The organism is uncultured Winogradskyella sp., assembly GCF_947495255.1.
Taxonomy (GTDB): Bacteria; Bacteroidota; Bacteroidia; order Flavobacteriales; family Flavobacteriaceae; genus Winogradskyella.
Genome location: NZ_CANLYI010000003.1, coordinates 34,567 through 59,409 on the forward strand (window position 1 = coordinate 34,567; position 24,843 = coordinate 59,409).

At 32.5% G+C, this 24,843-nt stretch carries 19 protein-coding genes; 3 read left to right on the top strand and 16 right to left on the bottom strand.

Annotated features, from left to right (window positions below; genetic code table 11):
- Positions 1 to 27 precede the first annotated feature (27 nt).
- From Q0807_RS04945 to Q0807_RS05005, 13 genes are all read right to left on the bottom strand, one after another.
- Positions 28 to 789 (bottom strand): shikimate dehydrogenase, encoded by a 762-nt coding sequence (locus Q0807_RS04945; protein WP_299107063.1) that lies wholly within the window; start codon positions 787 to 789, stop codon positions 28 to 30.
- Positions 758 to 1,777 carry a DUF368 domain-containing protein gene (locus Q0807_RS04950; protein WP_299107066.1) on the bottom strand — a complete coding sequence of 340 codons (1,020 nt, stop codon included), beginning with the start codon at positions 1,775 to 1,777 and terminating at the stop codon, positions 758 to 760. The genes Q0807_RS04945 and Q0807_RS04950 overlap by 32 nt, the downstream gene beginning before the upstream one ends.
- Positions 1,777 to 2,745, bottom strand: a complete 969-nt coding sequence (locus tag Q0807_RS04955; RefSeq protein ID WP_299107068.1) for a DUF368 domain-containing protein — start codon at positions 2,743 to 2,745, stop codon at positions 1,777 to 1,779. The genes Q0807_RS04950 and Q0807_RS04955 overlap by 1 nt, the downstream gene beginning before the upstream one ends.
- A gap of 39 nt (positions 2,746 to 2,784) precedes the next feature.
- Positions 2,785 to 4,191 (bottom strand): tetratricopeptide repeat protein, encoded by a 1,407-nt coding sequence (locus Q0807_RS04960; protein WP_299107070.1) that lies wholly within the window; start codon positions 4,189 to 4,191, stop codon positions 2,785 to 2,787.
- A gap of 161 nt (positions 4,192 to 4,352) precedes the next feature.
- Complete coding sequence (locus Q0807_RS04965; protein ID WP_299107072.1) at positions 4,353 to 5,528, bottom strand: aspartate aminotransferase family protein; 1,176 nt, start codon at positions 5,526 to 5,528, stop codon at positions 4,353 to 4,355.
- Positions 5,529 to 7,391 carry an OstA-like protein gene (locus Q0807_RS04970; RefSeq protein WP_299107880.1) on the bottom strand — a complete coding sequence of 621 codons (1,863 nt, stop codon included), beginning with the start codon at positions 7,389 to 7,391 and terminating at the stop codon, positions 5,529 to 5,531.
- 79 nt (positions 7,392 to 7,470) lie between these two features.
- A complete protein-coding gene (locus Q0807_RS04975) occupies positions 7,471 to 8,751 on the bottom strand; it encodes an adenylosuccinate synthase (protein ID WP_299107077.1) in 1,281 nt (426 codons plus the stop codon).
- 11 nt (positions 8,752 to 8,762) lie between these two features.
- Positions 8,763 to 9,215 (bottom strand): Fur family transcriptional regulator, encoded by a 453-nt coding sequence (locus tag Q0807_RS04980; protein WP_299107080.1) that lies wholly within the window; start codon positions 9,213 to 9,215, stop codon positions 8,763 to 8,765.
- 114 nt (positions 9,216 to 9,329) lie between these two features.
- Positions 9,330 to 11,537: a RelA/SpoT family protein gene (locus Q0807_RS04985; RefSeq protein ID WP_299107083.1), complete on the bottom strand. Its 2,208-nt coding sequence runs from the start codon at positions 11,535 to 11,537 to the stop codon at positions 9,330 to 9,332.
- 149 nt (positions 11,538 to 11,686) lie between these two features.
- The gene (locus Q0807_RS04990) at positions 11,687 to 12,406 is read right to left on the bottom strand and encodes a 3-ketoacyl-ACP reductase (protein WP_299107086.1); all 720 of its coding nucleotides are present in this window, start codon (positions 12,404 to 12,406) and stop codon (positions 11,687 to 11,689) included.
- Between the two features lie 143 nt (positions 12,407 to 12,549).
- On the bottom strand, positions 12,550 to 12,999 hold the full coding sequence (locus Q0807_RS04995; RefSeq protein WP_299107089.1) for an SET domain-containing protein: 450 nt from the start codon (positions 12,997 to 12,999) through the stop codon (positions 12,550 to 12,552).
- Between the two features lie 49 nt (positions 13,000 to 13,048).
- The gene (locus tag Q0807_RS05000) at positions 13,049 to 14,281 is read right to left on the bottom strand and encodes a M48 family metallopeptidase (RefSeq protein WP_299107091.1); all 1,233 of its coding nucleotides are present in this window, start codon (positions 14,279 to 14,281) and stop codon (positions 13,049 to 13,051) included.
- Between the two features lie 146 nt (positions 14,282 to 14,427).
- On the bottom strand, positions 14,428 to 15,225 hold the full coding sequence (locus Q0807_RS05005) for an RNA methyltransferase (RefSeq protein ID WP_299107093.1): 798 nt from the start codon (positions 15,223 to 15,225) through the stop codon (positions 14,428 to 14,430).
- 480 nt (positions 15,226 to 15,705) lie between these two features.
- Between Q0807_RS05005 and Q0807_RS05010 the strand changes: the two genes are divergently transcribed.
- The 3 genes from Q0807_RS05010 (at position 15,706) to Q0807_RS05020 (ending at position 19,246) form a co-directional block, all read left to right on the top strand.
- Positions 15,706 to 16,317, top strand: a complete 612-nt coding sequence (locus Q0807_RS05010) for a hypothetical protein (RefSeq protein ID WP_299107095.1) — start codon at positions 15,706 to 15,708, stop codon at positions 16,315 to 16,317.
- Between the two features lie 255 nt (positions 16,318 to 16,572).
- On the top strand, positions 16,573 to 18,339 hold the full coding sequence (locus Q0807_RS05015) for a T9SS type A sorting domain-containing protein (protein WP_299107097.1): 1,767 nt from the start codon (positions 16,573 to 16,575) through the stop codon (positions 18,337 to 18,339).
- Between the two features lie 106 nt (positions 18,340 to 18,445).
- Positions 18,446 to 19,246 carry a DUF6503 family protein gene (locus tag Q0807_RS05020; protein WP_299107100.1) on the top strand — a complete coding sequence of 267 codons (801 nt, stop codon included), beginning with the start codon at positions 18,446 to 18,448 and terminating at the stop codon, positions 19,244 to 19,246.
- 90 nt (positions 19,247 to 19,336) lie between these two features.
- Here Q0807_RS05020 and Q0807_RS05025 read toward each other — a convergent pair whose 3' ends face one another.
- From Q0807_RS05025 to Q0807_RS05035, 3 genes are all read right to left on the bottom strand, one after another.
- The gene (locus Q0807_RS05025; protein WP_299107102.1) at positions 19,337 to 20,647 is read right to left on the bottom strand and encodes an amidohydrolase family protein; all 1,311 of its coding nucleotides are present in this window, start codon (positions 20,645 to 20,647) and stop codon (positions 19,337 to 19,339) included.
- Between the two features lie 11 nt (positions 20,648 to 20,658).
- On the bottom strand, positions 20,659 to 23,640 hold the full coding sequence (locus Q0807_RS05030) for an amidohydrolase family protein (protein ID WP_299107104.1): 2,982 nt from the start codon (positions 23,638 to 23,640) through the stop codon (positions 20,659 to 20,661).
- A 135-nt stretch (positions 23,641 to 23,775) separates the two neighbouring features.
- On the bottom strand, positions 23,776 to 24,843 hold the full coding sequence (locus Q0807_RS05035; protein ID WP_299107106.1) for a DUF3810 domain-containing protein: 1,068 nt from the start codon (positions 24,841 to 24,843) through the stop codon (positions 23,776 to 23,778).

Below are 24,843 nucleotides of genomic sequence, written 5' to 3' on the forward strand. Positions count from 1 at the left end.
AAAGGAAATGCTTCTAGAGCTTATATTTTATGACTTATGCCATATTTCCCAAGATTTTTCGGCTTGCAATCTTAACATTTCTAAACCATTAATGATTGTGGCTCCTTTTTGGTAACCATGGTTTAAAAATTTTGTTCGTTCTGGATTGTAAATAAGGTCATACAAAATATGATGTTCTGTTAATCCTTTATACGGAATTGCAGGGCATGCTTCAATATTAGGAAACGTACCGATAGGTGTACAATTAATAATAATAGTATATTCTGAAATAATTTGTTCCGTTAAGTCTGAATACGAAAAAGTAACACCTTCTTTATGTGAACGCGATACAAAATCAAATTGAATTTTTAATTTTTTAAGCGCATAAGCAATAGCTTTAGAGGCACCTCCTGTTCCTAGTATTAAAGCTTTTTTATGGTGTGATTTTAAATGTGGCTTTAATGAATTTTTAAAGCCATAATAATCGGTATTGTAGCCAACGAGTTTATTTTTTTTCGTAAATCTAATCGTGTTTACAGCACCAATTTTTTCTGCTGTTTTGTTAAGTTTGTCGAGTAGAGGAATTACTTGTTCTTTATATGGAATTGTAACATTAATCCCTTTTAAATTTGAAGTGTTCTCAATGATGGCCTTTAGCTCATCAATAGTTTGTAAGTCGAAATTAACATAAGAATGTGGTAAATTTTCATTCTCAAATTTCTTAGCAAAATACCCTCTAGAAAAAGAGTAGGAGATATCTCGTCCTAGTAATCCAAATTTATGCTTTTTGTTGTCTTGTGCGTTTTCCATACCATTCTAATCCTAAAACTATAAGAATTCCAAGGGCAATATAAACAATTGCAATATAAGTTTGACTATTGAATTCTGGTAAATAGCGCCTGTAATTAGTAATAATTTGTTTTCCTCCAGAATTTAAAATCAAAGTGCCATCCATATTTGTTTTGTATATGGTTTCTTTCCACGGCCAAACAACGCCAAGTGAACCTATTATAAAACCCATTATAGTTGCTAAGGTGATGTTTTTATAATGCTTTAAGATGTAATTTAAAATATGAGAAAATGTTACTAAGCCAGCAACAGAGCCTAGTGTAAATACGACTAAAACTTTTAAAAGTCTTACGCGTATTTCATTATCTATAAATTCAAAATTTCCACTAACAATATCCAAAATAGTATCGAATAAAGCGTTTACCGAATCTACTAATAGTAATACGTAGTTGCCTAATATTATTAATATAAATGAACCAGAAAATCCTGGTAGCGTCATGCCAGAAACACTAATAATACCACAAAAGAATACAAAAAACAGGTTGTCATTTTCCGTTGCTGGGTCGAGGAAACTAATACTTATACCTGCAATAGAACCAAGTGTTAATGCTAAAATTGTTGTTCGGTTCCATTCTTTGAAATCTTTACTTAAATAATAAATAGAACCTAGAATCATTCCGAAGAACGTACTCCAAACATAAAGCTCGTAATGTACAATTAGATAATCTAAGATTTTAGATATGCTGAAGTAGCTTATAATCATTCCTAAGAATAATAAGCTCAAAAATTTACCGTTGATGTAGCGGAAGAAACTTTTTAAACGTCCATTAATTAGAAGTTTAAACGCCTTTTTGTTAACCCGTTGTAATGAATAAATAAATTCTTCGTAGAAACCAGCAACGAAAGCAACAACACCTCCAGAAACACCAGGAACTTTGTTGGCTGCTCCCATGGCCAAACCTTTAATGACCAAAAACATACGATCTTTAAGGCTTCTGGTACTTTGCATTATGCCTTATCTTTTTGTTTTCCTAATGTTTCTAAAAGAAGGATGGCACCAAAACCAATAACGATAAATACAATTGCCATTACAATCTCGCTGTCGCCAGTATAAGACGTAGGTAAAATACTTCTGTCTAGTAAGGTTACCACTTCACCTTCAGAATTTACACGTGTTTTTAAAACTTCTTTCCAAGGCCAGATTTTGTTTAGCGAACCAATCATAAAACCAGTTAAAATAGCTAAGGTGATATTTTTTTGATGCTTAAACATCCAATTTAAAGCTTTAGAAAAAACTTTTAAACCAACAATAGCACCAACTGCTAGCAATATGAATTTAAAAAATGCATCTTTAAATAATTCCATATCACCATTTATAACACCATCTCTTAAATTATTAATGGTATCAATAGCTGTTTGGTAAGCACCAAGAATAAGTAAAATAAAGGCACCAGAAACACCTGGCAATATCATGGCAATTATAGCAATAAAGCCACAGAATAATAGATAAAAAGGACTATCTGGTGACGCAAATGGTTCTGCAAGTGTAATGTAATATGATAATGCAGAAGTGATGATTATTGCAATGATGACTTTTATAGACCAACCTTTAATTTGTTTGGCTATGTAGAGTATACTCGCTAAAACAAGACCAAAAAAGAAAGACCAAAGCAATATAGGTTCGTGGTGTAATAACCACTTAATTAGTTTCGCTAAGGATAAGATACTTATGGCAATACCCGAAAATAAGGCTAACAAAAAATTACCATTAATGGAATTCCAAGCTGTTTTGAATCCTTCTTTTTTCCAGACTTTAAAAACGCTTAGGTTTACTTTGTCTATACTTTCTAGAAGTTCTTCGTAAATACCAGATATAAAAGCTATTGTTCCTCCAGAAACACCTGGTACAACGTCTGCTGCTCCCATGGCAATACCTTTAAAAGTGATGACTAAATAATCTATAAATCGTCTTTGCATTTTGTATCTTATAATAAGACTGCTAAGTTATGATTTTTTTTAGTTTGATGACTTTTTACCATCTGAAATTATGGCCTTAATCAAAGGTCTATCTGTAAGTTGTGGGAATAATTCTGAAATAATGAAACTGTAGTCAATATTAAGACGTGTGGCATTTTTAAGATGAAAACGACCTTCTTCGGATTGATGAACCATAAAATAGAGTCCGGCTAATCGGTATTCTACTTCTGCATTTTCTGGATAAAATTCTGTGGTTTGAAGCAGATTAAAAATTGCAGCTTGGTATTCGCCAAGAGATACTAATATATCGGTTCTGTTTAACCAAGTATCTAATTCGTAATTACCTAATTCTATAGTGCGCTTATAAGCCTGTTCTGCCTCTTCTAAGAAGTTTAAGCGTTTGTTAACTGTTGCGTATAATTTCCAATAAACCACATTATCTCCATCAACGGAAACTGCTTTTTTAATATAATCGAGAGCATTTAGGTAGTCTAAGCGTTTTATGTAAAACTTAGTAATTGCAATCCAGCCCTTATCTAATAAAGGGTCTTCATCAATCGTTTTTTTGAAGAATTGTACAGCTAAATCATCTTGTTTAAGTTTAGAATAACACTGACCAATTCGCAATAATGCAAATGATGTAGGGTCTTCTAAAGCTAAAGTGATTTTATAATTTTCAATGGCTTCTTCGTGCTTTTTAAGCTTCTCTAAAACCTTTCCTTTTTCTATGTATGCACCAACAAAAGTATCGTCAGAGATGATAGCAAAATCAAAGGCTGCATTGGCTTTTGCAAAATCATCGATTTCAAAATACTGTCTGCCTAATTGGTGCCATGCAACTTCACAATAGGGATTGCTGTCTAAAAAATTGTTTAGATATTCTATGGCTTCATCGTTAAGATTTAAAAAATCATAGCAATAAATAATATTGTGAAGCGCTGAATAATCTGATGGGTCACTTTCTAGACATTTTTTGAAAAACACAATGGCTTTATCAAATTTATCTAAGAACAAATATTCCATACCAACTAGTGCATATAAATCGGCATCATCCTCTGGCGTATTAGACATTTCAATAGCAATTAGTAATGTGTCAATTGCTTTTTGATGTTCATCTTGCTTAGATAAAACATTTGCTTTTTGAATGAATATTTCTTCGTTGGTTGGTTCTAAATTATGAAGTCTATCTAATAATTCATTAGCTTCAGAAAACTTGTTTTCAATAACTAGTATTTCAACCTGAAATAACCTTAGGTTGATAGAAGTTGGGTGTTGTTCTAAACCTAATTTAATTGCGCGTTTAGACAGGGCAATTTTGCCATTCTCTAAATAATGATGAATAATATTTTCAAACTCATTTGAATCAAAGAACAATATATCATTGGTCTTTAACATCGATTCAAATCGAGTAAGGGATAAATTTTCGTCGTCGCGACTGTATTGCATAAATGGATTAATAGTTCAATGGAATAAAATTACAGTTATACTTAGTGCAAGATTGAAATTTAAACTATTGTTTTTAACAAAGTAGTTAACATTAAAAGAATGCTTTATAAGGAAACACTTAAGGTGTTGATTAGTAGTGTTTTTTAAGCTCTTAAAAAGTGTTAAATTTTATCTAAAATAGAAGTTATAATACGGCAACCTTCAATAATTTCATCGTTTGAAATTGTTAAAGGAGGTGTAATTCTTATGGCTTTAGGTTCAAAAAGTAACCAAAATAAGATTAATCCTTTATTTTGGGCTTGTAAAATTACCTCATTGGTAAGTTCAGCATTATCAGTAAATGCAGCTAACATTAATCCACGACCTCTAATTTCTTTAATGCGTTTATGCTGAAGGTGTTTACGTATTAATTGTTCTTTTTCTAAAGTTTCAGAAATAAGATTAGATTCTGTAATCTCTTTTAGAGTTGCTAAAGCTGCTGCTGCAATTACAGGGTTTCCACCAAAAGTAGTAATATGTCCAAGTTTAGGATTGTCACTTAAAGTATCCATCATTTCTTTTGAAGCTGTAAATGCTCCAATTGGTAAACCGCCTCCTAAACCTTTCCCAGTAACGACAATGTCTGGTTGGCAGTTGTAATTTTCAAAGCCAAATAATTTTCCTGTTCTACCAATTCCTGGTTGAATTTCGTCTAAAATAAAAACAGCGCCAACTTGGTGACAACGCGCTTGTACCTTAGTTAAATAATTATTTGTAGGCTCTATAAAACCAGCGCCTCCTTGGATGGTTTCTAAAATAACTGCAGCTGTATTTTCTGTTATTTTATGTAAATCACTTTCAAGGTTAAATGCAATATGTTTTATATCTGGAATTAATGGTAAAAACGGTTTTTTGCGTTCTTCGTAATCCATAAGACTAAGAGAACCCATTGTGTTTCCGTGATAGGCATTCTTTGCTGCAATAATTTCTGAACGACCTGTGTAGCGTCTTGCCAATTTAATGCTGCCTTCAATAGCTTCTGTACCAGAGTTTACTAAATATGTAGACTCTAAAGGTTCTGGTAAATGCTTTGCTAGTAATTTTGATAATTCTACCGCTGGTTTTTGTACATATTCGCCATAAACCATAACATGAAGATATTGGTCTACTTGTGTTTTTATAGCTTTCACTACTTTGGGATGTGAATGTCCTAAACTACACGCAGAAACTCCTGCTACAAAATCTAGATATGCTTTTTTATTTGAATCGTAAATGTAAGACCCTTTTGCATGACTAATTTCCATCGCCAAAGGATGTGGTGTCGTTTGCGCTTGGTATTTAATGAACTCTGCTTTCAATTACTTGTCTTCTTTTTCTAAATCTTTTTTCACGTCTTCTTTTAAGACTTTTTTCACGTCCTTTTGCAAAGCTTGTTTAGCCTGTGAAATTGGTTTCGTAGTATTGACTTTAGTTAAAGGCAGTGCGGTTGCAGGTGCTGGTTTTGGTAAGTTACGAGCAGCTTTGTTTTCTTTTTCGGGTGTTATTTTACCTGCTTCTTCAATACGTTCTGTAACAGCATCATCAATAAATTCTTCAGGTGGTACGTAATCATCTAAGCCTTTTATTTTTGGTAAAACTAAAGGAGGATCATCTTTAAATAAATCTTCAACAGACATTGGTCGTTCTTCGCCACGCCAATCAAATCCTCTTAATCGTCTACCAGCTTTTGGGAACTCTGATTCTGGGAATAATTCAGCATCAGTTTGAAGAATAAATCGTGTTTCTACAATTTCCTTGTTTTCAATCTGAATATTAATACTACCAGACTTAGACTTGTCAATTCCTACCAATTCATTTTTGTCATTTCTTAAATAATAGATGACTTCAGCATTTTTAATAATATCTACATTGTAGAGTTCATTGTCTCTAAATAAACCAATTAAACGTTTTCCTTTTATTTGATTGTAGCTATCTTCACTTAGCGTGTCTTTACTTACTAAAAACGCATTTTCAAATACTTTTAATGAATCTAGTTTTTCGGTTTCAACATTAGATATTAAATGAATGGTATCTCCTGTCATTTGGTTACCAACATTCCATAGTACAGGTTTTCGTTTTGCGGCAAAAGCATCAGTAGAACTATATCTGCTGAGATTAATTAATTGTGTTAATCCTTTTTTATGATCTACATGAATAGAATCCGCTTTGCCTGCCATGTTACTCTTATATAATTTCACATTATAAAAAGCTCTGGTAATTCGGTTGGGGTCTTTTCCTGTTAACATTAAAGTGTCCGCGTGGATATAAACAGAATCTTGTTCTTGAACCGTAATCGCTAAAGCGCGTTTGGTAATAAAAACCGAATCTTTAGCTCTCCAAACTTCAGCATAATGTCCCTTTATAATACTTTTATTTAAAGTATCTGTAACAGTAATATTATTGGTGGCAGAAGCAAAACTTTTGTTCCGGTCAAAATATAAACTATCGCCTTCTACGGTTCGGTTATCGTAATCGATTTTAGCATTCCGTTGAAAGTTCCCTATATTTTTATTAGTGTCATAAAAACCACGTTCGCAATACACTTTACTGGTTTCACCAGTAATGGTAGAAGGTCCAAAAAGGTAAGCATGTCCGTTTTCTGTAAAGAAATCAAGACGGTCTGTGTTTAAAGTATATTGTGGATTTACGAGAACTACATCTTTTACAAACTGATATTTGCTCGCAGCCATATAGTAGCGACCTATTTTACTTGTAATGGTACCAGATGAGTCTCTAACAACTGTACCACCTGTATTGTAGTAGGCTTGTTGTTTAACTCTATCAAAATGAAGTGTATCTGTTTTGAGCGTAGATTGAGGCTCTGTTAAAACAACATCTCCTCTTGCGAATGCTAATTGGGTTTTACCACTATATTCAACATATTTGGCGACCATATTAATTGTGTCGCCTTGTTTCATAATAACGTTACTAAAGGCTTCAAGATAATCCTGGTCTTCATAATAGATGGCTTTATCGCACCAGACATTGACACCTTTATGGATAAAGTGAACTTGTTGAGATTTGTCTCTAAGAAAAACTAGAGCACCATCTTCAATATCTGGTGCTGTAGATGTATTACCAGAATACTCTACAGTTATTTTCTGTTTTTCTTGAGCAAAATTGATGGTTACAACAGTTAAACAAATAAATAAGATGAGATTTTTAAAACGTTTCAAAGCCATATATTTTACAAAATAACACTTAAAAGATTGCATTAGTATATGTTAACGTTTTATTTAACAGAATAATAAAGTTAAAAATCTAAACCGTCTTACGAATAATTGTTTGCTTTCTATCTGGTCCTACAGAAACAATTGTAATAGGAATATTTAATTCTTTTTCTAAGAATTCTACATAACCATTTAAGTTGTCTGGTAATTGAGATGCTTCCGTCATACCTGTTAAATCTGCAGCCCAACCATTTACTTCTGTATAAATAGGAGTGACGTTCTCTTCTTCAATATTGTATGGTAAATGCGTGATAGTTTCACCTTTATAATTGTAAGCCGTACATACTTTTAAGGTTTTAAAACCAGAAAGTACATCACCTTTCATCATAATTAATTGAGTTACACCATTTACTTGGCAAGCATAGCGTAAAGCTACTAAATCTAACCAACCACAACGTCTTGGGCGACCTGTTGTTGCACCAAATTCGTTACCAACTTTAGCCATAGTTTCGCCATCCTTATCAAACAATTCTGTAGGGAAAGGACCAGAACCTACACGAGTTGTGTATGCTTTAAAAATTCCGAAAACTTCACCAATTTGGTTAGGAGCAACGCCTAAACCTGTACAAGCACCTGCGGCAGTTGTATTAGATGATGTAACAAACGGATACGTACCAAAATCAATATCTAATAAAGAACCTTGAGCACCTTCTGCTAAAATAGATTTACCAGCTAGTTGTGCTTGGTGCACATATTCTTCAGAATCTATAAATTTTAAACTTTTTAAAGTGTCGATAGCAGCAAAGAAATCGGCCTCTAATTCTTTTAAATCATACTGAATATCTACATTATAGAATTCAATCATCGCTTCATGTTTATCTGCTAAAGCTCTGTATTTATCTTTCCAATCAGCTAATTCAATATCACCAACTCTAATTCCGTTTCTGCCAGTTTTGTCCATGTAAGTTGGGCCAATTCCTTTTAATGTAGAACCAATTTTAGCTTTTCCTTTTGAAGCTTCACTTGCAGCATCTAATAATCGATGCGTTGGTAAAATGATATGTGCTTTTCTAGAAATGCAAAGTGATTTTCTGTAATCAACATTTTGCTCTTCTAATTTATCGAGTTCTTTTTTGAAAATAACAGGATCTATAACTACACCATTACCAACAAGGTTGATTTTTCCTTCATGAAAAATACCAGATGGAATAGTATGTAAAACATGTTTTTTGCCGTTAAATACTAAAGTGTGTCCTGCATTTGGGCCACCTTGAAAACGTGCAATAATATCGTAGTTAGAGGTGAATACATCGACAATTTTTCCTTTGCCTTCGTCGCCCCATTGTAATCCAAGTAGTAAATCTACTGCCATTTTAAATCTGATTAGTCGTCTTTTTTACGATTGCCGTAAAAATATAGTGAATGATTAGTTATTTGAATATCAAAAACTTCTTCGATAGTTTTTTTGATGGATTGAATGCGTGGGTCACAAAACTCAATGACTTCGCCAGTATCTGTAAGAATAACGTGGTCGTGATTTTTGTCGAAATATGATTTTTCGTAATGTGCCTGACTTTGTCCAAATTGATGTTTGCGGACAAGTGCACACTCCAATAGCAATTCAATTGTATTATAAAGTGTTGCTCTACTTACACGGTAGTTTTTGTTTTTCATTTTGATATAAAGAGATTCTATATCAAAGTGTTCTTCACTATCGTATATTTCTTGAAGTATAGCGTAACGCTCAGGCGTTTTTCTATGACCTTTGTCTTCAAGGAATTGAGTAAAGACACGCTTTACTATTTCCTGATTGCTTTCTTCTGTGGTTACATTCATAATTAGAGAACAAATTTAAGTAATTTTTAAATGATATGAATTGTAAAAACTGCCTTAAAAAAGAAAAGAAATGAACATGCTTTTAATAACTTTTTTAAAGCTTTGCAAAAGCTGTTATACTCTAGTCACTTTATCAATACCATTAATCTTTTTTAGGTTATCCATAAGTTTTTTTAGCATCGTTTGATTTTTTACATCTACGGTTATTTTTCCCGTAAAAACGCCATCATCACTAGAAAAACTTAAACTTTTCATATTAACATGCATGTTTTCTGAAATTAACTTGGTAATATGATTTACAAGTCCCATGTCATCTATACCAGACAACGTAAGTTGTGAGGTATAGACCTGCTGTGAAGAATCTATCCATTTAGCTTGCAAAATTCTATAGGCATAATTAGATTGTAAACTTACTGCATTTGGACAATTTTTTTTATGGATTTTAATACCATCATTAATGGTTAAGAACCCAAATACTTTATCTCCAGGAATGGGGTTACAACAATTGGCTAATGTATAATTAAGCTTTTCTTCTTCTTTACCAAAAACCAGCATATCATATTTAGAGGTGATTTCTTCTTTATGTATATCTTTTGGTACAGATGGTTTATAAATCTTATTTTTAAAATAACTGACAAAAGCATTGCTACGAGATGAAGCAAAGGCTTTCAGTTTTGTATTATCAATGGTGCCAATACCAACACGATAAAATAAATCTAAGGAGGTATTTAATTTAAAATAACTGACTAAATCGTTAATTGAACTTTCATTCAAATTAATTTTAAGTTGTTTTAATTTTCGTCTTAAAATTTCTTTACCTTCTTCTGCTATAAGTTTGGTGTCTTCATTTAATGCCGATTTTATTTTGCTTCGTGCTCTAGCAGTTGTCGCGTAATCTAACCAGTTAGCATTAGGTTTAGCATTTTCTGAGGTCATTACTTCAACACGATCACCACTTTTTAATTCGGTACTTAACGGAACTAATTTACCATTTACTTTTGCACCTCTGGTTTTCATGCCAATTTCTGTATGTATACTAAAAGCAAAATCTAAAGGTGTTGCACCTTTTGGTAATGATTTTAAATCTCCTTTTGGTGAAAAGACAAATATTTCTTTAGAATATAAATTGAGTTTAAACTGCTCTACAAAATCTACAGCATCAGCTTCGTGATTTTCTAATGCTTCTTGCAAACGGTTAATCCATAAATCAAGATTATCTTCTTTGGCGTCTGCATTCTTATATTTATAGTGTGCTGCATAGCCTTTTTCTGCAATCTCATTCATGCGTTCACTTCTAATCTGAACTTCTACCCAACGGCTTTTTGGTCCGACAACAGTAATATGAAGTGCTTCGTAACCTGTAGATTTTGGTGAAGAAATCCAATCTCTTAGTCTAATTGGATTAGGTGTAAAATGATCTGTAACGATAGAATATATTTTCCAAGCCAAGAATTTTTCGTTGGCTATATCCGATTTGTAAATAATTCTAACAGCAAACTTGTCATAAACTTCCTCAAAGGCAACACCTTGTTTTACCATTTTTCTACGAATACTAAAAATAGATTTTGGTCGTCCTTTTATTTCGTAATGTAAACCTTCAGTAGTTAAGGAGTCGTCTATAACTTTAGAAAATGCTTTAATATAAGCATCTTGGTCCTCCTTACTATCTTGTATTTTTTCTAGAATGTCATTATAGACTTCCGGTTCTGTATATTTTAATCCTAAATCTTCAAGCTCAGTTTTAATATTATAAAGGCCTATTCTGTGGGCTAAAGGTGCATATATGTATAAGGTTTCAGAGGCAATTTTAACTTGTTTGTCTGCACGCATAGAATCCATTGTTTGCATATTATGCAAACGGTCTGCTATTTTTATAATAATAACTCTAACGTCATCATTTAACGTTAATAGCATTTTTCTGAAATTCTCAGCTTGTAAAGACACATCCATGTCTTTTTTTAGTGATGATATTTTTGTTAATCCATCAACAATTCTGGCCACAGTTTCGCCAAAGAGTTGTTCCATATCATCTATGGTGTAATCTGGATTGTCTTCAACAACATCATGAAGTAAAGCCGCAGCAATAGATGTAGCATCCATACCAATCTCTTGTGCTACAATTTTTGCAACAGCAATGGGATGGAAAATATAAGCCTCTCCAGACTTGCGTCTTTGGTCTTTGTGCGCATCGAGAGCCACCTCAAAAGCATGACGAATTAATTTTTTATCATCAACCGTTAAAGTTTGATAGCTTACCTTAAGTAATTCTTTATAAGCTTTGGCAATGGCTTTGTTTTCTATTTCTATGGCTTCTTCCGTCATAGAACTAAATTAGTGAAATGCTTTTTAATTGGCAATTGTTTTTTTGAATGAAATTTAGAATTAGTCCTTTTTAAAGAAATTAGATTTTATATAAACAACAAAACCCACATTTAATGCAGGTTTTGTAATAATTTATTTCAAGTTGAAACTTATGGATTAGTAGACCATAATGACGCATTTGCCATCATAGCTCTTCGTGGTAATTTTAAACCAGATACAATTAGTTCTGCAAAATCTTCGGGTTGTAAAACGCTGTCTTCAGAATCTTTATTTGCAATGCCTAAATCTATTGACATATCTGATGCAATAGTACTTGGTGTTAAAGTACAAACTCTAATATTGTTTTTGCGGACTTCTTTCATTAGCGACTGAGACATTCCGATAACTGCAAATTTAGATGCTGAATAAGCTGAAGTTGTAGCATTACCACTTAAGCCTGCTGTAGATGATACATTTATAATGTCGCCTTCGTTTTTAGCTATTAAATGTGGTAAAACCTCTTTGGTTACGTAATACATTCCCATAACATTGGTTTGTATAATTTGGCTCCATTGGTGCACTTCCATATCGTTTAACGAACCAAAGGCTGCAATACCTGCGTTATTTACTAAAATATCTATTGATCCTAAAGTGTCAATAAGAGATTTAATACCTTTTTGAACCTCTGCATAAACGCCAACATCAAAAACAGCATAAATAGCATTAACACCAAATTCTTTTAATTCTGCAACAGTTTCTTTTAATACAGCTTCATTTCTTCCCGTAATGGCAACATCAATGCCTTCTTTTGCAAAAGCGATTGCTGTAGCTTTTCCTAAGCCTCTTCCGCCTCCTGTTATTATTGCTTTTCTATTTTTTAATTCTGTCATGATTTTATGTTTTCTTTTATTCAAAGTTATAAAAATTGAGGGTCTTTAATGTTATAATAATGTGAAGTTATGGCCTTAAATTCCTAAGGTATTCTAAAAGTGTGAAATACGTGTTTTAAGTATTTATGGGATGGTAGTAAATGCTATTCACTATGTTTTTTCCAATACGGTTTACCGTAGCTGCAAAATACTTCTTCACCATAGTCTATATTTTTTGTTGCTTTTATACAGACATTATTATCGTCGTCTAAAGTGATTGCAGCATTGTTTTTAAAATTATTTTGCGATAAGCCTTCTGCGTCATTAGCATACTTGGCGTAGCAATCTGTATGCATACTGTCCATAATGTTGCCATCTAGCAAATTAATAAAATATCGATCTTTATTTTGTTGTGATCTTATGGCAGCTTCTTTGTTATCAATAATTTCTCCTTTAAATAAAGAAATTATTTCATCTTCATAAATATCTATCGCAGTAAATAAACCTTTACCAGCATTTTTAATTTGTGAAGGCTGAATAAACAAGTAATCTGATTCTGGAGCTTCAATAGTGTTTGTGCTTGTATAATGGTCTTCTGTATTGGAGTCGCTCAAAGTTTCTGAGATTTATTAACGTTGTATGTTTTTAAAAAGCAAAGTGGTTTTACTTCTTTAAATTTTTAACGCGTTCTAAAAGCGTTGGATGTGAATAATGCATAAATACATAGGCTTTATGAGGTGTTAAATTACTCAAACTATTTTTAGATAATTTCTTTAATGAGGTGATTAAAGATTCCGCTTTATAAGTGTTTTTAGCATAATCATCTGCTTGGTATTCAAAAACGCGTGAAACATAATTCATTATTAAACCTGTGATTTCCGAAATAGGCGAGTAGAGCAATCCAAAGGTAATTAAACCAACATGGAAACTTGGAATTTCAACTCCAATAGCATTTGATAATAATGGATTCGAAATAAATATAGATAAGATAAAAAGTGTTAGTCCTGTGAGTATGATAGAGGTCACCAAATTAAAAATGATGTGCTTTTTTTTGTAATGCCCAACTTCGTGTGCTAACACAGCAACGATTTCTTCATCGTCTAAATCGTTCACTAAAGTGTCATAAAGTGTCACACGTTTTTCGCTGCCAAAACCAGAAAAATAGGCATTAGCTTTAGTACTTCGTTTAGAACCATCAATGACAAATATTTTATCGAGATTAAAACCAACTGACTCAGCATAGGCTGAAATCTTATTTCGTAATTCGCCCGCTTCTAAAGGCGTTTGTTTATTGAAAAGTGGTACAATAAGTTTGGAGTAAAACATATTCATAAAAACCGTAAAAACAGTCACAATTCCCCAAGTATATAACCAAAACTCATTACCAGTAATCTGATAAAACCAAACAATAAGTGCAATGATACCTCCTCCAAGTAATATGGTCATTAGTAAACCTTTCAATTTATCTAATATGAAGGTTTTTTTCGTCGTTTTATTAAAACCAAATTTCTCTTCAATCACAAAGGTTTTGTAGTAGCCAAAAGGCGTGGTAATAATATCGCTTGTAATCATAATAATGCCGAAGAAAATTAACGCGATAATTATTGGGTTATCAGAATAACTTCTAGCAAAATTATCAACGTATTCAAAACCATCTAAAAGCAAGAACCCTAAGGTTAATGCAAAAGAAAACAAGGAGGTTATAAGTCCAAACTTATAATTAACAGATTTATAATTTTGTGATTTTTTATACTCCTCTGCGTCATATACATCGTTTAATATTTCAGGAATTGGATCGTTATAGTGTTTTGCGTTTATAGCATCGAGCACTTTATCAACTATAAAATTGATGATAATGATGGCTATTATGATAAAGAAAAGGGTTTGTGATGTCATTATTATAGTTTGTATATTTTCGTCACTTCGAGTGAAATTTCTTTTTTTTTTTTTTTGAAATTTTGTATCGAGAAGCTTATTTGTTACAATGGTTCTCGATACAATTTTCTCGTTCCTCGAAAATCACTTGAACTGACGTTTTTTATTTATTTAAAATCGCGTTGGCGTTTCGCTTCAAAAATAAGGATTCCGGCAGCAACAGAAACATTCATAGAGTCTATAACTCCTTGCATTGGGATACTAATATTTTGAGTGGCAGTTTCTCGCCATTCTTCAGTTAGACCTGTTGCTTCTGTGCCAACCACAATTGCTGTTGGTAACGTATAATCTTGAGAGTAGTAAGGTTCTGACTCTTGTAAAATGGCAGAATAAATATTGAAGTTATATTTTTTGAGAAAAGCAATCGCTTCTTCAGAGCTTGTCATGGCAATTTCTGTTGTAAACACACAACCAACACTAGAACGAATGATATTTGGATTGTATAAATCTGATTTAGGATTTGCAATAATTACAGCATCTACATTTGCTGCATCTGCGGTGCGTAATAAAGCACCAATATTTCCAGGTTTTTCTGGAGCTTCTGCCACTAAGATTAATGGATTTTTAGATGTGAGTTTTAAATCTTCAAGTTGATGTGTTTTTGAATTTACAACAGCAATAACACCTTCAGTAGTATCTCTATGGGCTAATTTTTGAAACACCTCCTTTGATATTTCAATAATGTCAATATTGTATTGTGACATAGCTTTCGCTTCGCTTTCCGAAAATAAATCAGGTAAAAACAAAAGTGTTTCAACCTTATAGCCTCCTTTTATGGCTAATGATAATTCGCGTTTCCCTTCAATTAAAAATTGATTGGATTTTTTGCGAGCTCTCGACTTTTCTTTCAGTAAGAAGAGTTGCTTTATTAAAGGGTTTTGTGCGCTAGATATAATCTTATTCATGTAAAACATTTGATTACCTTCAAAGGTACTATTTAAATAAAATAGGTTTTTTAAAGGAAGGGTAAAGTTAAGAATTTACTGCTTTTATTAGAATTATTTTTAGTTAAGACATAAACCTTAAATCTACTTGGAATTTGTAATCATAATAAAAGAGCATTTTGTCGAATTTTTTAAACGAATTTCCAATAAAAAAAGTTGAATGTGTTTTTGGAGCAATTGTTGTGTTATAAAAAGTGATTGTGACCAATTAGGTTAAGTTCGGTCTAATAGTTAAGGTATTTACGTTAATCTAAAATCGGTGTCACTCACGTATATATAAGACTAATAATATTTAAATTTAGATAATTACAAATGAAAATAATGATTAAAAAATATTGCTTTATAGTATTTATTACAATCAGTCTATTTTCATATAGTCAAGATATTAATTTTCAAAAAAATACTAATTCGATTGCTAGTGAATTATTAGTGGAACAAAAATTGAATAAAAACGGTGATAGTCTCATATTAGAAAGTGAGAAAATAAAGATAGACCAAGTAGATATATTAAATGAAGACTATTTTGAAACTATTAAAGTGGATAGTATTAAAACCAAGATTGGTCTTGATAAATTGCCTTATGGTAATTATGTAATACAAGCCAAAGTTGAAAAGCATTGGATTGTTATGTATATGGAGAAAACTAAAAATTTGCGTGCAGATTTGGATTTTACGGATATCATAACCAATGCAAAGTTGAAGAAAGTATCTAAAATAACTATAGATGTAAAGGATGGACAATTGTTGTCTAAACAGCATTCAGTTGAGAATCAAATTGAAGAAAAAACCATGTATTGGGTGGTGTCCGAAACTAATTCTCGATTTTCATCTACAAAAACGATGAGCTTAAAATATCCTGAAGAAATAAATGATTTGATTGCTAAAATAAGATTAGAAGCAAAATCTGAAGTAGGAAGAAATAATAAGCTGTTGGTTTATGAAGTTTATAATACAGTAGAATTTATGAGTAAGCAACTTAGAAATTGTAAGTATTATAAAAAAACAGAATCGGATTATTTTAATGTAATACCATTTTATAGCTCTGAGGATTAGACGAGTAATAAGTTTAGTCTTAAGCATAACGTGTGTAACTATTTGGGGTTTTAGAATATCTATACTTTTCTTTCAGCAAAACGAGTTTTAATTAATGGTTTTTTAGGTTTTCTATTCGATTTAATCATGTGGTTGATGTTCTCGTATGAGTGACAATGCAAATTTTAGTGAATAAAATGAAATTATCTTATTTTAAGGTAGTAGGAGTTTTTTTGCTTAACTTGTTTTATTATTGAATCATTAACCCAACCAATTATGAAACAAAAATTACTATTCTTTTTTCTATTCACATTTTCAATAACAACAATGTTTGCTCAAGTCGCTAATCAACCAAGTGATTTAGTAATTTGCGATAACGATAATGATGGCTTTGCGTTGTTTGATTTAACCGTTTTAGACGCACAAGTTTTAGGGTCTCAGAGTGGAATTGATTATACTATAACTTATCACGAAACTCAAACTGAAGCAATAACTGGTGCGAATCCGATAGCATCACCTTACGGCAATGTAGTAAGTGGTTACCAAACTATACACATAAGGGTAGAAGAAAATGAGACTCAAAATACAGCATTAACCACTGTTAATTTAATTGTGAACCCTGTTCCAATACCAACTCAGACAACACCATTAGAGTTATGTGATGATGATAATGACGAGATTGCAACATTCGATTTAACTATTAATGATAATCAAATAACAGCGGGTAATGCAGATTGGTCTGTATCGTATTATGAATCTCAGATGGATGCTGAAATGCAATTAAACAATATACTAACGCCAACATCTTATGATAATACTTATAGCCCACAAACTTTGTATGTTGCCGTAACAGATGTAAACACTGGATGTGTTGGTTTTACAACATTAACTCTATATGTATTACCTAATCCGTCAGGTGCTATGGGCATACCATCGGATTTGGAACAATGTGATTATAATAATAACGTAACAGCTGAATTTGATTTAACCATAAATGAAGGGGTAATTAATCCTTCTGGTGAACCCTTCAATATCACTTATTTTTTAAGTGAAGCAGATGCATCAGCTAATACAGGTGTATTGGCAACGCCAGATAATTTTATAAATACAACTAATCCTCAAACAATTTATGTGAGAGTTGAAGCTTTAGAAGGATGCTTTGCAGTAACCAATTTTGATCTCATTATTAATTCATTGCCAGAATTAAATTTAGAAAGTAGTTACACTTTTTGTTTAGGAGATACATTAGTGCTAGATACAGAATTATCTGAATTAGATTATAGTTTTCAATGGGCAACTGATAGTGGTCCATTACCAGGTGAAACTCAACCGTTTCTAACGGTATCAGAACCTGGTTTTTATTATGTAACAGTTGTCGCTTTTTCTGGGTGTGGAATGGTGACTACAATGGTTAATGTAGTGGAAGTGGTTTGTACAGATATAGATAATGACGGAGTAATAGATGCTGATGAAGATATAAATGGAAATGGTAATTTAGAAGATGATGATACCGATAATGATAATATTCCAAATTATTTAGATGATGATGACGATGGCGATGGTGTAGATACATTAATTGAAATTAATATTGTTTTAGGTAGAAATGTATCACATATTTTTGTTGACACTGATAATGATTTAATTGAAAATTTTTTAGATGACGACGATGATGGCGATAATGTGTTAACCATAGATGAAGATTATAACAACAATGGAGACCCAACAGATGATGATACTAACAATAACAATATACCAGATTACTTAGAGCCAAGTGTTGCGTTAAGTGTTACTGGTTTTAATGTTTCTGAATTTTCAATGTTTCCAAATCCAACAAAAGATGAAGTGACCATCCAAATCTCAAATTCTAGTTCAGTTGATGGATTAATAAATATATATAATATCCAAGGCAAAATGATTTTGAAAGACATCAAGCTTCAAGAACAATCTTCAACTTTAGATATTTCAAATTTAGAAAGTGGATTGTATTTTGTTGAATTAACAGCAGGAAACTCCAAGACTATTGAAAAATTAATGGTCGACTAAACGAACGTAGTTACTATAGGATTAAAAAAGCTTCAGATAAATTCTGAAGCTTTTTTGTAATGTATGCTAATTATTCGCGTCAAACCAATCAACTTAAAACTTAATCATGAAAAAAATATTACCTCTATTAGCTTTTGCAATTTTTGTTTCTGCTTGTAAAAATGAACCAAAACAAGAACAAGAAGTGATGACTGAAGCTGTTACAACAGAAGAAATCACAACCAGTATTTATCCAGAATCTATCACTAAAGTATTTGATGCCCACGGAAGTATAGATACATGGAATAAAATGCAAACACTGTCTTTTTCTATTGATAAACCAACAGGAAAAGAAGTTATCACTGAAAACTTAAAAACAAGAGCAGAACAAATTGATACGCCAAATTACACACAAGGATTTGATGGAACAACGCTTTGGATTAGTGAAAAAGATGGAAAAGAATATAAAGGAAAGCCAAAATTTTATAAAGGTTTAATGTTTTATTTCTATGCCATGCCATTTGTATTAGCTGATGATGGTATTAAATACGAAACTACAGAACCATTGGTTTTTGAAGGTAAATCATATCCAGGGATTTTAATTTCTTACGAAGATGGCATTGGTGCATCATCAGAAGACCAATACAAGATTTTTTATGATGCTGAAACCGGAAAAATGGAATGGTTAGGTTACACGGTAACATATGGTAAAAACGAAGGAAGTGAAGATTTTCATTTTATAAGATATAACAATTGGCAGACCGTTAATGGTTTAGTAGTGCCAGCTAGCATTGATTGGTACAAGTATGAAAATAACATACCAACAGAAAAACGAAATACAGTTGCTTTTACAGATGTTGTACTTTCTGAAAAAGCGCCAGACGCAAAATTATTTATGCAACCAGAAGGTGCAAAAGTGATTGAGTAATGTATATAAATTTTAGATGAGGTTTTTTACTTCATTCTCAATGAAAAAAGCGAGCCATTTGGCTCGCTTTTTTTATAATCTAAGTGTTAGTTATTTTTTCTCTGAGAGTTTCTCAGAATAACGTTTCCAAAGTTCAGTTTGGTGTGTTTCTAAACTTAGGTTTCTGCCATCGATAAATGCGTGCGTTAATATATTTGTTCGCATATCTAAAGCATCGCCTTCACTGATAAAAAGTGTTGCGCTTTTGCCAACTTTTAGCGTACCATACAAATCGTCAATCCCTAATATCTTCGCCGGATTTTCAGTAATTAATTGCAAGGCTTGTGCTTTTGTTAATCCATGAGCAACCGTTGTACCAGCATAAAATGGAAGGTTTCTAGAATTCATACGTTCCATTTGTCCGCTTGGTTCTAAAGCTACCAAAACGCCTGCGTCAACTAAAGATTTAGCAAGTTTAAAAGGTAAATCGTAATCATCATCTTCTAATTCTGGTCTAGTATGTACACGTCTTAAAAAAACAGAAACATTATTTTCTTTTAAGAAGCTAGTTAATTTATCGGCTTGGTAAGCACCAACAATAGTAATTTTAGAAACCCCTTGTGCTTTTGCAAAATTAACAACATCGGTAATTCCTTTTTCGTCATTCACATTAATATATAAACGTTTAGAACCATCAAACAAACCAGACATGGCTTCAAATGGTAAATGTGATTCTTTTTTATCGCCTTTATTGTAGCTTTTAGATTCTGTAAAATAAGCTTCTAATTCTGTAACTTGTTTCTTATACTGTTTATTAGGCTTTAAACCAGCATCTTCGCCTAGCCACCAACGACCACGACTGAAGCTGCTTGGCCAATTGATATGAATTCCATTATCCATTTTAATAGCTGCATCTTCCCAGTTCCAAGCATCATATTGTACAACTGATGAGGTTCCAGAAATTCGTCCACCTCTTGGTACAACTTGCCCAAGCAACACGCCATTTGGTCGCATAGATTCTATAACTTTAGATTCTGTGTTATAAGCAATAATACTTCTAATATGTGGATTGTATGTTCCAAGTTCAGAAAGGTCAACAGATGCTTTTACAGCATCAACTTCTACCAATCCTAAAGTTCCGTTAGCCACAATAAAGCCAGGATAAACGTGCTTACCTTTGGCATCAATAATGTCCATAGCTTGCTTAGTAAGTGGTGTTGAAGCTTCTGGTCCAATGGTTGTTATTTTTCCATCACTAACAACAATTATGCTGTTTTCAATGACGGTTCCATCTCCAATATGAGCGGTTGCCCCAACAATAGCAAAATCTTTAGTTTGCACTGGTGCAGGTGTTTGTTGTGCGAAACCTAACGTAATGCACAACAAAAATATAACGGTATTTATTTTATTTAAAGTTTTCATTTTTAATTGTTTTAGTGTGCAGTATGTTCATTATCCATTGAGTCGCAATGCAATAATTTATCTTCTTTCTTCTTAACAGGTTGCGTTTTTAAACCTTTGTTTTTATCCTGAAGCATTAAATTAATAAGTTCGCTTTTTTCTTTTTTGATTGCTTCACGCATTTGCTTGTCTTTTTCTAGGTCAAAATAAGTGACACCTTCAATAATGGTTTTTTCAGCTTTTGCATAAATGGACATCGGATGGTCAGACCATAAAACAACATCTGCATCTTTACCAACTTTAAGACTTCCGACGCGTTTATCTAAATGCAATAGTTTTGCCGGATTCAACGTCACAAATTTCCAAGCGTCTTCTTCACTAATACTACCATATTTCACAGATTTAGCAGCTTCTTGGTTGAGTCGTCTAGACATTTCGGCATCATCAGAATTTATGGCGACAGTAACACCTGCATTATGCATAATTGCTGCATTATAAGGTATAGCATCATTTACTTCGTATTTGTAAGCCCACCAATCACTAAAAGTAGAACCGCCAACACCATGTGCTTTCATTTTGTCAGCCACTTTATAACCTTCAAGTATGTGCGTAAAAGTGTTTATTTTAAAGTCGAATTGTTCTGCAACTTTCATCAGCATATTAATTTCACTTTGCACATAAGAATGACAAGAAATAAAACGCTCGCTGTTTAAAATTTCGGCAAGCGTTTCCATTTCAATATCCTTTCGGTAGGGTTTGCCGCTTTTTTTAAGTTCATCGTATGCTTTCGCTCTTGTGAAATAATCAATAAAAACTTGTTCAACTCCCATTCTAGATTGCGGGAAACGAGAATTTCTTCGCACTCTAGATTGTTTTACGTTTTCACCTAAAGCGAATTTTATAAATTTTGGTGAGTTATCATAAATTAAATTTTCAGCAGATTCGCCCCATTTTAATTTAATGATGGCAGAGCGTCCACCAATAGGATTTGCTGAACCATGTAAAATTTGAATCGATGTTACGCCACCTGCTAAATTTCTGTAGATATCAATAGATTCATCATCTAAGACATCTTCAATAGTGACTTCTGCCGAGGAATTCTGTCCACCTTCATTAATAGATGAAGCTGCAATATGCGAATGCTCATCAATTATACCAGCTGTAATATGTTTACCAGTAGCATCAATCACTTTCGCGTTTTTATTTGAAAGGTTTTTTCCGATTTTAGCAATCTTTCCATCTTTAATTAAAACATCTGTGTTTTCTAAAATGCCTTCCTTTTCATTGGTCCAAACGGTTGCGTTTTTAAATAGTAGCACTTCAGATTTTGGTTTTTCCGTAAAACCATAAGCTAAGTTAGGGTAGGTGATAGGACTCATAAAAGGTTCATCTTCTATGTCTCCATGCATTTTTTTAGTACCCTTTTTATCTGCATCTTTTTGTTTCAATTTAATGGCATTAAACAGTAATTCATTTCCGTTTGGTAAAATTGCTTTTCCGTTTAACGAATTATTGTTAGCAGCATTAGCTACCACTCTTACAAACTCTTTTTTAGTGCTATCTGCAGTTTTAAAAGTTAGGTTAACCCAATCATCTTTATAACTCATTTTAGTACCTAAGCTATTGTCGTTACTTTTAATTGTAGCATTTGGTTTGCTTGTACTACCAGAAACTGAAAGTTCATAATCTGTTCCATTAAGTTGAAACTTGTAATCACCATCAATATCATTTTTAGTCATATCTGATACCACATTTGCAGTGCCTTGAACCCAATTTTCGTAGAGTTTGGTTTTCTTTTCAAAAATATCACCATCTGTAATTAAAAAGTTAGCATAGCTTCCTGCTTTTAAAGTACCTAAAACATCTGATTTACCTAATAATGAAGCCGGAACTGTGGTTAAAGCTTCTAAAGCTTTTTGTTTAGAAAGTCCCATTTCTATGGCTTTCATTAAGTTTGATGAGAATGATTTTTTAGATTTTAAACCATGTGTTGTAAAGGTGAAGTTAATTCCGTTTTCTGCCAATAATCTAGGATTGTGAGGTTCTTGATTCCATGAGCGCATATCACTTAAAGATAATGTACTCGCTAAAAATGGGTCGTCAACATCATAAGCTAATTGAAAATCTAATGGCAAAATTACTGTGGCATTTGTTGCTTTTATTTCATTGATACGTTCATATTCATCACCACCTCCAAGAATAGTATATTGAATATTAAAAGCATCACCAACTTTATCAGCACGTAAAAGATTCAGTCTGCTGCCAGCTTCAAAAATCTGAAGTAAACTCTTGTTTTTATTTAAGGCTTCTAAGGATAAATCTTTAGTGTCTATGTTCCCTGCTTCATACCATTTAGCATCATTATACATTTGTCGCAATAAAGCCATACTTCCCATAATAGACGATGGGTAAGATTGGTTAGATTTTGCACTTTTACTAAACGAAAAATGTTGAGATGTTTTACCATCTACAATTCGCATGGCATTGTCAGCATTATTGTTTAAAGCAATTAAAGCACCAGTTCCGCGTACCACACCATCAGGGAAATGCGTGTTTACAACACCAAAGCCTAGATTGAGTAATTCTGAAGCTGATTTTTTATCATACTTAAAACTGGTCATCACATCTTGTTCTGGCATAATGTGGTCATTCCAATAAAATCCGCTTCTACTAGGACCATATTGTGCATCACCTCTTTGTCTTTTTGGTTTTTCTACACCAAAAGAGGTATACAAATCAATGAAAGAAGGATAAATTGTTTTACCAGAAAGGTCAATTGTTGTGGTATTCTTCGGAATGGTTACCGATTGACCAACACTTACAACTTTGCCATCTTTTATAAGAAGTGTGGCATTGTCTATGACTTCGGTTGGCGATACATGAATCTTTGCATTTGTAAATGCAGTGTAATTGGTATTATTTGCAATGACACCAGAATTACTCGGAAAGTAGTCTTGTGCAAATAACGAAAAACTGCACATCAGTACGAGCAGTCGTAAATAATATTTTATCATAAGAGTGGTTGGTTGGATTAACTTCCTAAAGATAGGAATTATTGATTGAACCTAAATAGATTTAAATATTTTAACGTTTTAAGGGTAGTCGTACAGTTAAGTTTCGATTGCGCTCAACTAGACATTTAGGATATATTAAAGGCTTTTGCCTTCATAATAATTAACCAAAAGCGCAACAACATAACTATAACTTTTCATACCAGCAGATTGGTTATTTGCTTTTAGAAAATTATCGAAGGTGGCTTCAAAAAGTGGTTCGATAGGATTCTCGTAAGATTGCCAGAAATCTTGAGTTTCTTTATAGTTTTTTAAGATGCCTTTGTTAATAGTAGGAAGTATAGACTTATAACGTTCAAAGTCTCTTTTATAAACTTCAGCCAAACAATAACGTAATGCGAATGTATAGCCTGAATATTTAAAATAAATATCTTCATTGTGAATAGCAGCCAAGCTACCTATAAAGTTAGCTTCATTTTCTGCTGCGTAGCCTAATTGGTGAGCAGCTTCATGACAAGAGGTTGTTGGGAATTTGTATGTTGATATTAAGCCATTAACCTGAGCCTCGTTAGTAAACGGATTTAGATAACCAGAAAATCCCATGTAGGTTAATGGCAAACTATAAATCGATTTTTTAATGCTTTTAGGATGATACTCCAAATGCGGATAAACTTCAGAGAGTTTTTGGTAACCATCTTTTACTTTATTAAAAATCTCTGATTTGGTATGAGGTGAAACTACCTTTACAGTATCGTTTTTAGTAAGTTGAAATTGTAAGGCATTTGATTTTTTAATTAATCGTTCGGTAAAATAAATCAATTGCTCGGTTGTATAATCTGCTTTAATGTCTAAGGATTTATAAAGTGGTTGTCTATAATAATTAAAAGCCCAAAGAATATGAAAAGAAAAATAAGCAATAGATAAGGTTGCTCCAATATCTAAAAGCCAATTTTTAGTATCTTTTACAATGCGTTTTCTATTTACAATTAACCACCTTATTAAATAGATTCCGGCTAATGTGTAGAAGATGTCACCAGCAGAAAATGGTAGCCATCCAAAAGCATAGCGCATTAATTTTGAAATAAAAACATAAAGTCCGTTACTGTAAAATTGCTCTACAAACTCCGGGTAATGCTTCAATTGAGATAATAATAGTAACTGAATTCCGAAGAAAATTACAAGGATTAGTTTTTTGTTTTTATGCAT

Excerpts from the sequence above, each read along its gene's own strand:
- Q0807_RS04945 (WP_299107063.1), bottom strand. The coding sequence starts at position 789 with ATGGAAAACGCACAAGACAACAAAAAGCATAAATTTGGATTACTAGGA.
- Q0807_RS04950 (WP_299107066.1), bottom strand. The coding sequence starts at position 1,777 with ATGCAAAGTACCAGAAGCCTTAAAGATCGTATGTTTTTGGTCATTAAA.
- Q0807_RS04955 (WP_299107068.1), bottom strand. The coding sequence starts at position 2,745 with ATGCAAAGACGATTTATAGATTATTTAGTCATCACTTTTAAAGGTATT.
- Q0807_RS04960 (WP_299107070.1), bottom strand. The coding sequence starts at position 4,191 with ATGCAATACAGTCGCGACGACGAAAATTTATCCCTTACTCGATTTGAA.
- Q0807_RS04970 (WP_299107880.1), bottom strand. The coding sequence starts at position 7,391 with ATGGCTTTGAAACGTTTTAAAAATCTCATCTTATTTATTTGTTTAACT.
- Q0807_RS04975 (WP_299107077.1), bottom strand. The coding sequence starts at position 8,751 with ATGGCAGTAGATTTACTACTTGGATTACAATGGGGCGACGAAGGCAAA.
- Q0807_RS04980 (WP_299107080.1), bottom strand. The coding sequence starts at position 9,215 with ATGAATGTAACCACAGAAGAAAGCAATCAGGAAATAGTAAAGCGTGTC.
- Q0807_RS04985 (WP_299107083.1), bottom strand. The coding sequence starts at position 11,537 with ATGACGGAAGAAGCCATAGAAATAGAAAACAAAGCCATTGCCAAAGCT.
- Q0807_RS04990 (WP_299107086.1), bottom strand. The coding sequence starts at position 12,406 with ATGACAGAATTAAAAAATAGAAAAGCAATAATAACAGGAGGCGGAAGA.
- Q0807_RS05000 (WP_299107091.1), bottom strand. The coding sequence starts at position 14,281 with ATGACATCACAAACCCTTTTCTTTATCATAATAGCCATCATTATCATC.
- Q0807_RS05005 (WP_299107093.1), bottom strand. The coding sequence starts at position 15,225 with ATGAATAAGATTATATCTAGCGCACAAAACCCTTTAATAAAGCAACTC.
- Q0807_RS05015 (WP_299107097.1), top strand. The coding sequence starts at position 16,573 with ATGAAACAAAAATTACTATTCTTTTTTCTATTCACATTTTCAATAACA.
- Q0807_RS05020 (WP_299107100.1), top strand. The coding sequence starts at position 18,446 with ATGAAAAAAATATTACCTCTATTAGCTTTTGCAATTTTTGTTTCTGCT.
- Q0807_RS05025 (WP_299107102.1), bottom strand. The coding sequence starts at position 20,647 with ATGAAAACTTTAAATAAAATAAATACCGTTATATTTTTGTTGTGCATT.
- Q0807_RS05030 (WP_299107104.1), bottom strand. The coding sequence starts at position 23,640 with ATGATAAAATATTATTTACGACTGCTCGTACTGATGTGCAGTTTTTCG.
- Q0807_RS05035 (WP_299107106.1), bottom strand. The coding sequence starts at position 24,843 with ATGCATAAAAACAAAAAACTAATCCTTGTAATTTTCTTCGGAATTCAG.